The 16052-nt window shown below is 44.9% G+C and carries 11 protein-coding genes; 5 read left to right on the forward strand and 6 right to left on the reverse strand.

The window, feature by feature from the left end; all coding sequences use genetic code 11:
- The first annotated feature begins 447 nt into the window (after positions 1-447).
- The 5 genes from F0364_RS26950 (at position 448) to F0364_RS26970 (ending at position 4542) form a co-directional block, all read left to right on the forward strand.
- Positions 448-855 carry a VOC family protein gene (locus F0364_RS26950; RefSeq protein ID WP_153800929.1) on the forward strand — a complete coding sequence of 136 codons (408 nt, stop codon included), beginning with the start codon at positions 448-450 and terminating at the stop codon, positions 853-855.
- 124 nt (positions 856-979) lie between these two features.
- A complete protein-coding gene (locus tag F0364_RS26955; RefSeq protein WP_153800930.1) occupies positions 980-1804 on the forward strand; it encodes a M48 family metallopeptidase in 825 nt (274 codons plus the stop codon).
- A gap of 128 nt (positions 1805-1932) precedes the next feature.
- Complete coding sequence (locus F0364_RS26960) at positions 1933-2379, forward strand: hypothetical protein (RefSeq protein WP_153800931.1); 447 nt, start codon at positions 1933-1935, stop codon at positions 2377-2379.
- A gap of 54 nt (positions 2380-2433) precedes the next feature.
- Entirely contained in the window at positions 2434-2952 is a 519-nt protein-coding gene (locus tag F0364_RS26965) for a class IV adenylate cyclase (protein ID WP_153800932.1), read from the forward strand.
- Positions 2953-3237: 285 nt separating this feature from the next.
- Complete coding sequence (locus F0364_RS26970) at positions 3238-4542, forward strand: sugar MFS transporter (RefSeq protein ID WP_153800933.1); 1305 nt, start codon at positions 3238-3240, stop codon at positions 4540-4542.
- A 504-nt stretch (positions 4543-5046) separates the two neighbouring features.
- On the opposite strand, the gene htpG is transcribed toward F0364_RS26970, so the two are convergent.
- The 6 genes from htpG to F0364_RS27000 all read right to left on the reverse strand — a co-directional run bounded on the left by htpG (position 5047) and on the right by F0364_RS27000 (position 15779).
- The gene (gene htpG, locus F0364_RS26975; RefSeq protein ID WP_153800934.1) at positions 5047-6945 is read right to left on the reverse strand and encodes a molecular chaperone HtpG; all 1899 of its coding nucleotides are present in this window, start codon (positions 6943-6945) and stop codon (positions 5047-5049) included.
- 263 nt (positions 6946-7208) lie between these two features.
- Entirely contained in the window at positions 7209-8975 is a 1767-nt protein-coding gene (locus tag F0364_RS26980) for a SusE domain-containing protein (protein WP_153800935.1), read from the reverse strand.
- A 42-nt stretch (positions 8976-9017) separates the two neighbouring features.
- On the reverse strand, positions 9018-9857 hold the full coding sequence (locus tag F0364_RS26985; RefSeq protein WP_153800936.1) for a SusE domain-containing protein: 840 nt from the start codon (positions 9855-9857) through the stop codon (positions 9018-9020).
- Between the two features lie 20 nt (positions 9858-9877).
- A complete protein-coding gene (locus F0364_RS26990; RefSeq protein ID WP_153800937.1) occupies positions 9878-11497 on the reverse strand; it encodes a RagB/SusD family nutrient uptake outer membrane protein in 1620 nt (539 codons plus the stop codon).
- 19 nt (positions 11498-11516) lie between these two features.
- Positions 11517-14525: a SusC/RagA family TonB-linked outer membrane protein gene (locus F0364_RS26995; protein WP_153800938.1), complete on the reverse strand. Its 3009-nt coding sequence runs from the start codon at positions 14523-14525 to the stop codon at positions 11517-11519.
- 504 nt (positions 14526-15029) lie between these two features.
- Positions 15030-15779, reverse strand: a complete 750-nt coding sequence (locus F0364_RS27000) for an NUDIX domain-containing protein (RefSeq protein ID WP_153800939.1) — start codon at positions 15777-15779, stop codon at positions 15030-15032.
- Positions 15780-16052: the final 273 nt, after the last annotated feature.

Below are 16052 nucleotides of genomic sequence, written 5' to 3' on the forward strand. Positions count from 1 at the left end.
TACAGAAGAAAACAAACTCCCGCTGCTAACATTAAACTTTGAACAAACAAACATTGAACAGTTGCCGGTTACAGGTAGCTGGATACCGGTCTGTTAAAGGGTAAAAACCTAATGGTCTGTTCAGTTGATAAACTACAGAAGAAAACAAACTCCCGCTGCTAACATTAAACTTTGAACAAACAAACATTGAACAGTTAAGCCCCATCGGGGCGGTATGTTAGTAGCAGGTAAAAGCTATGAGAAGTGGAACCCCGTAGGGGTGATATGTTAACCGGTCCATTACACAAAAAGTGGTACAAGACAGCAACCTCCTTTACATTAAAATCGCGTAACAATAGGCCGCCGTTGCGCAACTTTACAAATCCCACGGTGCCATTGGTATTTACTAAACCCGTTATTATGCGGGGCCAATCTTTTTAAATAGCTTCAAGCCTTCAAACAAGCTATATGAGTTCTTCTCCCCAAAATTCGGCCCCAGCTATACAAATATCCATTGCGCCCTGGTTAACCGTGGCAGATGCTACAACCGCGGTGGCGTTTTATAAAAATGCTTTCCATGCTGTTGAAACTTACCGGCTTGAAATACCCGGCGGAGGCCTGGTAGCAAAACTTGCTATTGGCCAGGCTGAATTTTGGGTAAGCAGCGCTGAAGATGCCGCAACTGTTCAAGGGCCGGTAGGTGGCAGCACAGTAAGAATGATACTTACTGTAAACAACCCTGATGAGCTTTTTGCCAGCGCCACCAGCGCTGGTGCAAAAGAAATCTTTCCGGTGGGGGAAAGCCATGGCTGGCGCCTGGGCCGTATTGAGGATCCGTTCGGTCTTCATTGGGAAATCGGGCACCCCTTACTGTAAAGGTTTGTGCTCTCTTCAGTATACTTTTTGCCTGTTACGTTACCCATTAATTGTTGTTTTCACGCCGTACTCAATTACCTTTGGTACAGATATTGAAATTGATATTGATAAATAATTACCCAGTATGAAAAGCAGATACTTTATTCTTTCTGTTGTTTTGTCCGTAGCAGTTATCGCATGTTCCAGAAATGCCATTACCGGCAGAAACCAATTATCCCTTGTATCCGATGCCGAGGTTCAGAACATGGCCGTTTCAGAATACAAGCAGTTTTTATCGCAAAGCAAAGTTATTTCCCCATCTGCCAGTAAAGATGCGGAAATGGTGAGGCGTGTAGGAAACAGGCTTATCACTGCCATCCAGGAATATTATAAAAAGGAGGGCCTTTCCAACGAATTGGCCAACTATTCCTGGGAGATCAACTTGGTAGACAGTAAAGATGTAAATGCCTGGTGTATGCCGGGTGGCAAGATCGTTGTTTACACAGGCTTATTGCCGGTTACACAAACTGAGCCTGCGCTGGCTGTGGTAATGGGCCATGAAATAGCCCATGCGCTGGCCAAACACGGAAAAGAGCGTATGAGCCAGGGCCTGGCCCAGCAATTGGGTGGGGTAGCGTTGCAGGTTGCATTAGCGAATAAACCTGCCGCCACCCAAAACCTGTTTATGAACGCTTATGGCATTGGCAGTAATGTAGGCGTTATGTTGCCCTTTAGCAGGTCTAATGAGTTGGAGGCGGATAAATTTGGTCTTCGCTTTAGCGCCTTAGCCGGTTACAATCCACGGGAAGCCATACCATTTTGGCAAAGAATGGCCAAAGCTGGCGGGCAAAAACCGGCTGAATTTTTAAGCACCCACCCTGCGGATGAAACCAGGATCAACCAGTTACAAAGCATCATGGATGAAACTGTACGGGATTATTACAAGCCGATGACAGGCTCTAAAAAGTAACTTTTCGCCTCAAAATACAGGCTGGTAGCCCATTTTAGCAAAAAAGATGGGCTTTTTTCTTTTGTGTACCGGTAGTATACTCTACCTTTGCAATCCTATTCTTTAAAAACCACAATTAATTTTTAAGGATGTCTACACAACAAAGTTTTTTTGAAAAGTTACAATTGCAGGATGAAAAGAATCTCCTGATCCAAGGTCTTCCTTCCTCTATTGAAAAACAGTTTGTTAAGCTCTCTTATTCCAAAAATGTAACGCCGCTCCTCAAAAGCAGGAAAATTGATTTTGCACTGGTTTTTTCAGTAAACCACAATCAAATGTGCAACATCTTAAATGATGTATTCCCCGCTTTACATGGCGAAAGCAAATTATGGGTGGCTTATCCTAAAACTACCAGCAAAATTGCAAGTGATTTAAACCGCGATTGCAGTTGGCAGATTTTAAGCGATAACGGCTTCGAGGCTGTAACCCAGATTGCTTTGGACCATGTGTGGACCGCGATGCGTTTTCAGAAGGCAGAACCTGCCCCTGTTAAAGCTAAGGCTACCAGGCAAAGGGCCAAACTGGAAATGGCTTAAGTTACCGGCAAAAGGCCGGAAAGGATTACCTCAGTTACGTTCCGTTGAATTTTTATGAATCATATCAACGTTGAAATTAAAGCGAAATGCTTTCACCTTGAAACGGTGGAAGCATTTTTGTTTGCGCACAATGCCCGTTATGTTGGTACCGATTACCAGCAGGATACCTATTTCAATGTACCGGATGGCCGGCTTAAATTAAGGCAGGGCAATATTGAAAATAGCCTGATTTTTTACCGCCGTGATAATCAAAAGGGCCCCAAACAGTCAGATTTTCAGCTTGTTGCCTTTAAAGACGGCCCAGCCCTGGAAAACCTGCTATCCGATGCACTGGGTATTAAAACCATTGTAAAGAAAACCCGCCGCATATTTTACCTGCATAATGTAAAAGTTCACCTTGACGAATTGGAAGGCCTTGGCAATTTTGTAGAAATTGAGGCCGGCAACCTGCTTGCGCCGGAGAAAACGGTTGAAGAACTACATGTTCAATGCCGGAAGCTTATGAAAGCCTTTGACATACAGGAAGCTGACCTGATTGACAAAAGTTACAGTGATATGCTGTTGGAAGGTTAGCGGCGATAGATATTCAATTCGGTGCCTGCTCTCCTGGTTTCCTACATATTAGTTTATACGCTATATAAGTTTCAGGGACATTTTTTCTCATAACACTTTGATAACTAAGGTTTGTTCGCCTGATTTTTCGTCTTTGTAATTAAACCAAATAAGTTTTATTGTTCTCTCATTGCCTCTTTTTCAGCGCCTAACACATTAGATTTTCACGCAAACGTTTTAATAGAAATGTTATAAGATATTACAAGTAACTTGGCATTCTTGTATATAAAAAAATCATCATCCTTCATGTCAGCAACACTACAGGCGAAAGCGGCGCCGGTTTCAGAGAAAAAAAATTACGCGGGGCCACTTATTATTATAGGTGTCTTATTTTTCATTTACGGGTTTGTTACCTGGGTTAACGGAACCTTAATACCTTATCTCAAAATTACCTGCCAGCTTAAATCAGACGTTCAATCTTACCTTGTTGCCACCGCTTTTTTTATTGCATACACTATTATGGCCTTGCCATCATCACTGATATTGAAGAAAGTAGGGTATAAAAAAGGGATGGCTTTAGGGCTTTTTATCATGGCCGTCGGCGCTGTGGTGTTTATACCTGCTGCCCAGGCGAGGAGTTTTCCGATGTTCCTGGTTGGCCTGTTTATTATTGGTACCGGTTTAGCACTTCTGCAAACAGCATCAAACCCGTACGCCTCTATTCTCGGGCCCCATGAAAGTGCTGCAACACGTATCAGCATAATGGGTATCTGTAACAAAGTTGCCGGCATAATAGCTGGGCTAATTTTTGGTTATATTGCCTTAAGCGATGCTGATGCCCTTGAGCAAAAGCTTTTAACCATTAGCGAGCAGGAAAAAAATGCCCTGCTGGACGAACTTTCGGGGCGTGTAATTGTGCCTTACATAATTATTTCTGTGGTGTTGGTACTTACTTCAATAGCAGTTTTAAAATCGGGCCTGCCAGATATTGATGACGGAAAGGAAGATGAAAATGCCGAAAGTGCCTTGCCTCAAAAAACGAATGTTTTACAGTTTCCCCACCTGGTATTGGGTGTGCTGGCCTTGTTTTTTTATGTAGGGGTAGAGGTTATGGCGGGTGATACAATTATCAGTTATGGCAAATCTTTAGGTATCCCTCTTTCTACGGCCAGGTATTTTACACAAGGCACACTTGCCTGTATGCTTATAGGATATATAGCCGGTATTGCCACTATTCCCAAATATATATCCCAGGAAGCTGCTTTAAAATTCTGCGCCATCTCAGGAGTAATTTTTACGATTCTTGCGGTAGTTACTACCGGCTATGCTTCTGTTGTTTTTATTGCTTTACTGGGCCTTTCCAATTCGCTTATGTGGCCGGCAATTTTTCCGCTGGCCATAAACGGCCTGGGAAAGTTTACCAAAACCGGCTCGGCGCTTTTAATTATGGCCATTTGCGGCGGGGCATTACTGCCATTAGCTTATGCTAAACTCTCAGAAGTATGGAATACCCAGCAGGCATATCTTTTAATGGTGCCCTGTTATTTGTTCATTCTGTATTTTGCTATATCAGGCCATAAAGCAGGGTTGAGGCAACAACAAGTTTCATAAAACTTTTTTCCAGATATGGGAACAGGCTTTCTATAAAACGGAATAACAAGCTTAAAAAGAATCATAAGTTATTGATTTTGAACACCTGCTGCTACTGGCATGACAGTTGAAAACATACAGCAGGTTTTTCATAGGATATTGGATTAAAAAACGGGGCAGCATTTCTATGCAGGCCCTTTTTTATTTTCACGGGGTTACCTGCTTCTCAATCTCTTACCACATCAATTAGAAAGGAAAGATATTATTTCAGCCATTCACGCATCAAACGTACCGGTATGTTGAACAGCCAGCGGATGCCGCGTGAGGGATTGAAGCGGAAAGCCCGCAACCACCGCAGCCTTAGCGGAGGTGGTGAGGACTTGCAGCGAACCCGGCCCGGACCTGCAGGAAGGGTTGGCTTTGTGCATTGCCTCTGCATGGGCCGGGACACGCCCTGAAAACTCTTCCCTAAAACATAAAAGCAGCCATGCGGCTGCCTTTATGTTTTATATATGTTGCTGTTAATTATGCTTCAACAACCAGGCCCTGTTTTTCGTTCTGCATCAAGTCAACACTGCGGTTGATGAAGTTGGTAAGGTCGTTGCCCTTGAGCAGGCCCTGCGATAGCAATGCCAGGTCGGCCAGGTTGCGTACCAGTTTTTCCTGCTTGTCTTTCTGCTCTTCTTTTAGCAGGCTTTGGTAAATGGGGTGGTTGCCATTTACGGTAAGCGTTACTTCGTCGGGCATGTTGCCGTAAAAAGAAGCCATGCCGCCGCCAATGGCCGCCATGTCTTTCATGCGGCGCATAAATTCAGGGCGTGTTGCTACAACAGGCGCTGTATTGGGGCTAAGGCCTTTTACTTCAACCGTAACGTGCAATTCGGGAATTTGCAGGCCAAACAGGTCTTTCAGCTTTGCTTCCTCGTCTTTATTAAGCACGCTGCTGTCATGTTCCTGTTTGTCTACCAGGTTGTCGGCTATGTCCGCATCCACCCTAACGAAATGGACGTTTTCCCATTTCATTTCCATGTTGTTGATGAAGGCAGCATCAACCAGTGTTTCCATTTTTACCACTTTGTAACCCTTAGCTGTGGCAACTTGTATGTAAGCATCCTGCTGTATGGGGTTGGTAGTGTAAATGATTACCTGCTTGCCATCTTTATTTTTTTGCAGCGTTTCTGTGGCTATCTTATATTCCTCCAGGGTAAAGAATTTTGAAGGGGCTTCCTGTCCTTCTTCAACGGCGGCGGGGCTGCTGTCTTCCATTACCAGGAACTTGTTGGCTTTTTCAGCAAACTTGTCATCCGTCATCATACCGTACTTAACAAACAGGCCCAGGCTTTCCCATTTTTCTTCGAACGCCTTGCGGTCGTTGCGGAAGATCTCGTCCAGTTTATCGGCCACTTTTTTGGTAATGTGGGCGTTGATTTTCTTTACGTTAGGGTCGCCCTGCAGGTAGCTGCGGCTTACATTCAGCGGAATATCCGGACTGTCTATAACGCCGTGCAGCAGCATCAGGAACTCAGGCACAATGTCCTTTACTTCATCTGTTACAAAAACCTGGTTGCTGTACAACTGTATCTTGTCTTTCTGTATTTCGTAGCTCTGCTTTATTTTGGGGAAGTAAAGGATACCCGTAAGGTTAAAGGGGTAATCCACATTCAGGTGTATCCAGAACAGCGGGGTTTCGCCAAAGGGATACAATTCCTTGTAAAAATTCTGGTAATCTTCGGTAGTTAGCTCAGAAGGCTTTTTAACCCATATAGGGTTGGTGTTGTTAATGGCCTTTTCTTCCTCGCCTTCCTTCTTTTCTTCGGCAACATCCCTGAAATAGATAGGAACCGGTAAAAACTTACAGAACCTTTCCAGTATACTTTTAATGCGGTGCGCTTCTAAAAATTCTTTGCTTTCCTCGTTAATGTGCAACACTATTTTGGTACCGCGGTCTGTTTTGTCAATTTCGTACAGCTCAAATTCGGGGCTTCCGTCGCAGCTCCAAAACACCGCATTGGCATCTTTAAAGCTCTTGGTGTAAATATCTACCTTATCGCTCACCATAAACGCACTGTAGAAGCCCAGCCCGAAATGGCCGATGATGTTGGCATCTTTATATTTGTCCAGGAACTCTTCAGCGCCGCTAAAAGCCACCTGGTTAATGTATTTGTCCACCTCTTCAGCGGTCATGCCGATGCCACGGTCAATAATGCTGAGGGTTTTTTCTTTAGCGTCCAGCTCTACATCAATGCGCAGTTCGCCCAGCTCTCCCCTTGCCTCGCCTATAGAGGAAAGGGTTTTCAGTTTTTGGGTAGCATCTACGGCATTGCTTATCAGCTCCCGCAGAAAAATTTCATGTTCGCTGTAAAGAAATTTTTTGATGATAGGAAAGATGTTCTCCGTTTGAACCCTTATCTGTCCTTTTTGCATAGTATTTATTTTTTGGATGTCAGCTTTTGACTGTTTGTGAATCGTTCCTTGCGTCGCACTCTTGTACTGTATAACCAGTGGCGGCAAGGCATTTCGTGTAATGTACAGGCATTGCAGGTTTTTGTGATAATCCGCAACGAAACCATGGTTAACAAAGAAAATACCAAAAAGTATAAGGCTGACAGCTTGGCAATTACATGCAGTATACCAACAAAAAGGGCCACCACATAGTGGCAGCCCCTGAAGTATAAACCTTAACAGAACTACGGGTTAATGGTAACTGTTTGCGCCTGCTCATCCAGCACAACAGTATATGTACCGCCTGCGGCAGGTGTTTTAAAATTGTCGCCGCCATCCCATTTTGTTTTACGGGCAACGCCGGTAGCATTGCTACCGCCACTATTGTCTTCATAGTCAAAAGCACCCCATGCATTACCAGCCAGGAACTTAATGTCTTTGCCGCCCAGCAGTTTGAGGGTAAGCTGCCATTTGCCTTTGCCCATATATGTCATTTGCGGGCTTGCTCCCGGGTCCCATGCGTTAACGCCATCAATGCCGTCGCCAACTATACGCATTTCTGTGGCGGGGGTCATTTCATATACTACTTTATCAACATTGCGGCCGTCCCATATTACGCGGTACCTGCCTGCGCTGGTAACATTGGGAAAGTTAGCGCCGTTAACTTCCAGTTCGCTGCCACTACTACCGGAGGAGCCATAGCTTCTTGTTTCATCCACCGCATTGCTGCCGTTGTTCCACTGATCGTTGTCAATCAATTTCCAGCCATCGGCCGCCAGGTCTGTTACGCCCAGGAAAAGGTTGGTGCCCACATTGCCCAACGCATAGGCGGGGAAAACATTCGGCGGGTTCCAGCCCGCGCCGGTAGCGCCACCCACAAAGCCCATACGGCCTTCGCGTATATCGTACTGCATGGTTTTGCGGTTAATGGAAATGCGGTAAAAGCCATCGGCGCCAACACCAATATCTGCACCTCCTGCTGATAAAACCCCTCCGCTGCCACCGTAGTTTACATCCCATGAACGCCCTTGCGTAATTTTGAACTTGGCCCCTGCAGGCAAATAAATGTACATGTAATACATATCGTTGAATACGCTGCTGCGTAAATCCCTTACAAATTCAGGCGCAGTACCAGGGTCCCAGTCGTTACCGTTACCAGTAGCATTCTGGTAACCGCCCGGCATGTAAAACCTAAGCAACGGAAAGTAGCTTTGTATGGTAATGGCAACCACATTAGAATAAACCGAAGCGCCAAATGAGGTTGATGCTTTTACCCGGTATTCAATCTTACCTTCTTCGCCACCAGCTACGCCGGAGTTAAGGGCTGTTTCATTCAACTCGCCTTGCGTAAGCGCCTTTGTATATAAAGAGCTGCCTACCGCAATTTCCTTAGGTGCGGCAAAATTTTTGCCCACAGAATCGTATTCTATCACGTAGTTAACAGTACCGCTGTAGCCATTAAATGAGGCTGACCAGTTAAAGTCAACCGCCTTTTGCGAGGCTGTATTCAATTCGCATACGGCCGATTCCACAGAGCTGGTTAAAACGGAAGAATCGCCATAGGGAGTAACCATTACATTGATAACATTGGATTTGTATTGCTCATTGTTATTACCGTAAGATGACAGTACACGAAAATCGAGGTTGCAGGCAGTACCTGGCGCAAAACCATAGTTAAGCAATATAACGTTCAGGTCTTTACCGGTAAGTGATGTATTGCGCTGGCCAATAACTTCTTTGGTTATTTTATTGCTGAAATTTCTGCCTGCAGAATCTATTTCCAGCACGTATTTAAAGGTACTGCTGTCAGAGGCATAGGCCGGGTCTGTCCAGGCAAAGCTGATGACATTGTTCAGAGAGTCGGCCGGTGCCGGCGCTACCGAGGTAACAGAAGAAGACAGGGTAACGGCCGTGCCGTTGTCGTAAAAGGGCAGGTCTTTAACCTTCTGGCATGCTACAAAGAGCATAGCCAGAGTGGTTGCAGTTAATAAAAAGTTGATTAATTTTTTCATAACACAGTTTTAAATGTGTAACAGGTTGATTAAGGTTCGTATTTATTGTTTGGTGACAGTGTATTTTCCCCGCTGAAAATCTACCTGTATTTTATAAGTGCCGCCTGCGGCAGGGCCCGGGAAGTTATCACTCCAGTTAAACCCAAAATCTCCGCCATCGGCGCTTTGGTCTGCGGTTTTCTTACATGCGAACTTGTTGCCCCAATCGCCATTTTTCGGGATGAAAAGGTATTGCTTGCCACCGGCTAACGGAACGGTTAATTCATACAATGTTTCGCTAACCCTGGTAAATTGCTGGGAAGGAACCGGTACAGGGTTATCCCAACCGCCATCTGTTGCATCGCCTACGAGGAAAAGTTCTCCTGTTGTTGGCGGGGCTACTTTTGGAGGGATGGCATAAGGTGTTACCCGAAACGACAGGGCGTTGGAACTTAAGGTAGCTGAATTATTAACGAGGTTTGATTTAACCCTTATCTCAATCTGGTGAGGAATGCCGGGTACCAACTGCAACTGGTTCAATAAATAGTCGTTAATCTCTGATACCTTAAAGGATTTGCCCAACTCTTTGCTAACCGCAACGGTTTGCTTCTGGGGATTAGAGAAGCTGGCGCCAACTGTATCTATCTCAATAAGGTATGACACATCCTGTGAACTTACGCCGGTTGTAAACCTATAATCAGGATTTGTCCAGTTTAATGAGATAGCGGATTTATCTGCGTCTGCAAAGTTGAGATTAATTGAATCAGTCGTCGCATTCGTCACTGCTGTGAGTTCAGGCGGGGTACCCCCTTCCAGGAAAACCTGGTTTTCATCTTTCTCACATGATAACAGCATAACTGCTGCAAGGAGTGAGAGCGTTATAGATTGAATAATATTTTTCATTGCAAAAATTTTAATGATAATTAATACCCTGTGTTCTGGGTAAGGTTAGGATTCGCTGTTATATTGGATGCCGGTACAGGATAAATATTGTATTTGGCATCAACGCCGGTACCGGATGCCACACCCCCTTTCCAGGGCCACAGGTAAGTGCCGGTAGTAAGCAACCCGTAACGGATAAGGTCTGTACGGCGGTGCCCCTCCCAATACAATTCCCTTGCTCTTTCATCCAGCACCAGTTGCAACGATAAATCAGCCGTTTTTAATTCACCCACATTTCCGGGGCCGTAGCTTTGGCCATAAGCCCTGTACCTTATTTTATTCAGGTATTCCAAAGCCTTGGCTGCACTGCCGCCACCGCCACGTAACTGCGCTTCGGCATACACCAGGTACATTTCAGAAAGGCGGAAAACAGGGAAATCAATATCAGCAAAATCTCGTTTAGTGTCTGAAACAGGGTTGCCATCGGAACGGATATTCCTGTACTTGTTTACGTGTACACCGTTGTTGAAATCGCTGATATCATTTATCACTATCTGCGAAGCGCCTGTACCGTATTTTGAAGTGGTAAACCTTGCTCTTTTATCAGTACCGCCTGTAGGATCGCTGAATTTTGCAGACAGGGCCGATGTTGCCCTGTAACCATACCAGCCGCCGCTTACGCCAAAATCCGAATGATCATCCCCTGAAGCGCAATGCACAAAGAAGGTAGTGTTGCCATAAGACTGGGTGCGCAGGCCATCGCAGGTTATGGCGAATATAAATTCGTTTTTCTGCGTCTCGTTATCAGCCATGAACAGTCTTGCGTATTCCGGTTGCAGCTCATAACCGGCTGTGATAACTTTTTCTGCATAGGTAAGCGCATCTGCGGCCCTTGCAGTACCGGTGTACACTTCTGCATTCAGGTACAACCGCGCCAGCAAAGCCCAGGCTGAAGCCTGATCCACTCTGCCATATTCGGCAGTTTTGGCAGCGGCCATTTTAGATTCTATGTCCAGCAATTCGCTTTCTATGTAATCAAAAAGGTCTTTACGGGAAATTTCTTTTGGCAGGTCCGTGCCTATGGCATTTTCTTCAGTAATAAAGGTTGATTTGCCAAACAGATCCAACATTACCCAGTAGTTAAATGCCCTTAAGAACCTCACTTCCGCAACTGAGTTTTTAATATCTGTTGCCTCGGCGCCGGTAATGCCACGGGAGGCAAGCTTATCATCTGTAGATTCCCGCAGGTACTCGTTACTGATGGTGATGTTATAAATGGGCCTTGCATACATGCCCAATAAAAAAGGATCGGAACTGCTCCATTTTAAGCCATGGAAATCTTTGATGGTCTGGTCGTTCCAGGCAACTACCGCTTCATCGGTAGGTAATTCCTGGCAGTTGAAGAAACCCCTGATAAATGGAGATTGGGAGCCTTCGTCAAGCCCTTGTATATCAGAGCTGCCTGCCGGGCCTGTGTTACCAGTGCTGGCAAGGCCGCCATACACTTTTGCCAATACGCTTTTGTAACCGGCTGCAGTTGAGTAAGTGGTTGCCGGCGTTAAATCATTTTGCGGGTATAGGTCCAGCTTTTTGGCACATGACGATACTGTAGCCGCGGCCACACACGCTATAAAGATGTTTCTTATTTTAATACTTTTCATTGTGTCAATTTTTCAATTACTAAAAATCAAGGTTTACGCCAAGTGAATAAATGCGGGGACGTGGATAGATGTTGTTATCAACTCCCGAGTCACTTGCATTTTCAGGATCTAACCCTTTATATTTAGTGATGATGAAAACGTTTTGGATGCTCGCCGCAATTCTTAAGCTGGCTTTGTTGCTAAACACTTTGCCGGCATTGTAACCAAAATTGATATTGTCCAACCGCAGGAAAGAGGCATTCTCTATGTAATAATCAGAGAGGTATTGGTTGTTTTCAAAACGTGTTTCAAGATAGTTGCCGGAAACATTGCCAATGAAGTTGATTGGGTTTTTAATGGCCCTTAGCACACCACTGTTTGAGTGATAGTTGTTGTACAGGTAGTTGCCAAAATATCCATGTGCTGCCAGGCTTAGGCTAAACTGTTTGTAAGTAAGCTGTGTATTAATGCCCAGCAGTACATCAGCGGCAGGTTTCTTGTAAAAATACCTGTCATCGTTGTTAACAATACCATCGCGGTTAATGTCTTCATACAACCCCTCAATAGGAAGCCCTGTTTTTGAATCGTAAACCTGTTTGTATACATTAAAGGTATATGGGGCGTAGCCTACAAAATGTTTGCCCACGTTGTTGCCTGTACCGCCGCTGATACCGCTCACATCAATGCCTTTAAAGTTAGCGTCCTGCTGTTTTAACAGGTTGGTAATTTTAGAGGTATTATAGGTATAGTTAAAGCCAAAGTCCCAGGAGAAATTGGTGGTTTTAACAGGTGTTGTGTTAAGGGTAAATTCTACACCCCTCACTTCCATATTGCCTACGTTAATGGTAATCCTGTTTACAAAGTTGGCGCCTGGGGCTACCGGCACCTCGCTTAACAGGTCTTTGGTTTTTTTGAAGTAGTAGTCAACACTGCCTGATATCCTGTTGTTGAGAAATCCAAAATCAATACCAACGTTAGAGGTTGTGGTGGTTTCCCATTTCAAGCTCCTGTCATATCCTTCCGGGCGCAAATAAGAATAATAAGTGTCACCGAATAAATATTGAGCAGATACATTGCTCCTGGTGTACCTGGGCAGGTAAGAGTAATAGCCTATGCCATCCTGCTGCCCGGTTATGCCCCAGCCCAGCCTGAGCTTTAACTCAGTAACGGCAGGTATCATCTGGAAAAATTCTTCACGCAGTTTCCATGCTGCGGCAAAGGCGGGAAAGTAGCCCACCCTGTTTTCGGGGGCAAACTTAGAGCTGGCATCTCTTCTCAATGAACCGGTAAGAAGGTACTTATCCGCGATGGTTATGTTAACCCTTGCCAGGTAAGACTCCAGGCGATATTGCGGCTTATCAGTCAGGAATACCGGCTCTGAACCCTGGATGGTATCTTTTTTACCGGGGTTATTTACATCGGCTATTGCCCTATAGCTAAATGCGGCGTAATTATTAACATTGGTAGTAAAATCCTGGTAGGTGTGGCCCACCAAAACATCAAACTTGCTTTTCAGGCTTTTTATATCCTTTGCGTAAAACAATGAAACATCAGCAAGTGTATTTTGCTTTTTCTGCTGGTAGTAAGTTCTTCTTCCACCGGTTTTGTAGTTGGTGGCAGATAAGGAATCTATATTATCATTACCTGAACCTTTTGTATTGTCAAGCCCAAAGTTGGCCTGCAGGTGCAGGTCTGGTAAAAAATGCAGTTTGTAGTCAAACTGTATGTTTCCAATAAGCCTGTTAACATTAGAAGTATTGTGCCTTAAATTCAAAAGGCCAATGGGGTTGCGGGTGGAAAGGTCTATGGCGCTGTCGTTGTTCTGGCGCCATTCGTAGTAACCGCCAAAATTTACTGTATGCGATTTATCGTCCATTACCGGCTTTGTAGGGTCGAAGGAAACAGCAGACCCGATAGCCCCCTCATCTGCAAAGCGGTTGCTTGTTCTGCTGGCTTTTAAAGCCAGGTTAACAGATAAATGGTCATCAAAGAATTTGGGGTTAAGGTTTAAAGAAGAGGAAAGCCTCTTAAAATTGTTAGTTTGTAAAACGCCGTCCTGGTTAAGGTAGCCTACCGAAATACGGAAAGGTACGGTGCCAATGCTTCCGGTAGCGCTAAGGTTATTATCGTAACCAACAGCGCTGCGGTATATTTCATCCTGCCAGTTGGTTTTTGCAGTGCCCAACAAATCTTTGTATGCATTGCTGCCTGTTGTATTTGCATCGTCAATCACAATACTGCTTAGCTCATCTGCAGACAGTACATCTACCTGTTTGGCTACATTGGCAGAAGATACCATAGTGTTGTAGTTAAACTTTACTTTTCCCCTGTAACCCTTTTTTGTGGTAATGATAATCACACCATTAGATGCCCTGGCGCCGTATAAGGCTGTTGCAGACGCATCTTTCAACACGCTCATTGACTCAATATCGTTGGGGTTGATGGTGTTGAGCAAATTAGCCGATCCGGGCAGTGAATTGCTCTCTACCGGTACCCCGTCAATAACAATCAGCGGGTCGTTACTGGAGTTTAATGATGCGCCGCCACGTATGCGTATGCGGCTGCCCCCACCGGCAGAACCTCCTCCGCTTGTAACCTGCAGGCCCGCTACCTTGCCCTGCAGCAACTGCTCAGATGATGGGATGTTACCCTTCTGAAAATCCTTGGCAGATACAGAGGCCACGGAGCCGGTAAGGTCTCCCTTCTTACGGGTGCCGTAAGCAATCACAATTACATCATTCAAAGGGTTGGATATACCCAACAGGGCCACTGTAATGTTGCCATTACCAATACTTACTTCTCTTGCAGTGTAATTAATGTGAGAGATAAGCAATGTGGTGGCATTTTGCGGAACGGACAGGCGGAAAGCCCCGTCGGCCCCGGTTTGTGTACCGATAGTGGTGCTTTTAACCAGTACCGTTGCACCCGCAAGGGGGGCGCCGCTGGAGTCTGTCACCCTGCCGGTAACAACCTTGTCCTGCGCCAGTGCGGGAAGGCAAAGGCATAGCAGTGGCAGAACAACCGAAAAGAACAGTTTAGTCAATTTCATACATCATAGCATTTAAGGTTTATACATATTTCAGGCAAAAAACAGTTATGGGGCACAGGCTGGTAGCCCGCCCAAAGGCAGTAATAAATGAGTTTTATACTTATGTGGAAAGTTGATGATGGTTTTTGCGCTAACAAAAGGCAAGGCAAAGCAAATTGCATACACCCCAGGCAAAGCGGTTATGGCGGCAAAGCAGTTTAGTCTCATATAAAGCAAGCAATTTTTTGTTGGGCTTAAAGTGTAATATTTACACAATCTTGAACAAATGTGTATAAATTACACAAAACCGCCAAAATTTTTTGCCATTTTGTTAAAATTTTAATGTGGGGGCGGTAATTAAGTGGATAACACGTAAAAATTAACGGCCACATAATGCCGCCCAGGATTACCAGGCGTACAAGAGTGCGACGCAAGGGACGCCCAATAGCAGTTCCTCCTGCCGGGCCCATAATGATTCTTACCATGCCCATCGGGCATGATGGTTTTTACAGCCGTGTGATTGGGCTAAAAATCAATGCCGGTAAGCTTTCTCTTGGTTTTTTCGTACTTGTCAAAGTTAAACTGGTACAGCTTGCCTGGGCGGTGGGGCACATCATCTTCAAATTCGCCAGTGTCAATCAAAAAATCCATCGCAAAGAATTTCTTGCGAAAATTGCGCCTGTCTAATTTGGTGTCCAGTATGGCTTCGTAAAGGTTCTGCAGTTCGCGTAAGGAGAATTTTTCAGGTAAAAGGTTAAAGCCGAGCGGGTGTTCCAGTATTCTTTTCTGAAGCCATTTATAGCATTCGGTAAGTATTTCCTTGTGGTCAAAAGCCATTGTTTTAATGGCGTTTACGTTGTGCCAGTGCAACTCGTTGTCCATCTTCTTCAAATGGTGGTGCTGTATATTCAGCAGCGAGCAATAGGCAACGGTAAGTACCCGGCCGCCGGGGTGGCGCCTGGGATTGCTAAAGGTTTTTACCTGTTCAAGGTACACATCATCCATACCCGTCCTTTCCCGCAAAACGCGGTAAGCGGCATCGTCCAGTTCTTCGTTATTGTCTGCAAAGTCGCCCAGAAAGCTCCATTCGCCCTTAAAAATCTCAAGGTCGCTGCGTATCAACAGCACTTTAAGCTCGTTTTCTTCAAAGCCAAAAATTACACAGTCAACGGTTATGGGTACCCTTGGGTAAGATGCTACCAGTTTTTCGGCATCTTTTATCAAAGTTATTTCGGTTACTCCCTGTTCAGTTTGAGCAGTTGTTTCAATTGTCATGATGGCAAACATTTTATAAAGGGATCGGACAAGGATGGTGTTGCGGGCTCTAAATTAAGAATTTTAAATAATGTGTGATAAATACACTTTAAATTTTTATCCATCATTTTTGTATCAAACACAATGACACAGGTGTTTTTACATCGTACACCGTACATTCCACATCTTACCTATCACAAGTACTTCGTACTTGCCTTTGGGGGTGTTCCTCGTGACTCGGGTCGGGCAGAACTGCGTTCGCAACCTTCGTCAAAGCAACATTTAGTTGCTTTT

The organism is Foetidibacter luteolus (assembly GCF_009650435.1).
In the GTDB taxonomy this organism is placed as follows: Bacteria; Bacteroidota; Bacteroidia; order Chitinophagales; family Chitinophagaceae; genus Foetidibacter; species Foetidibacter luteolus.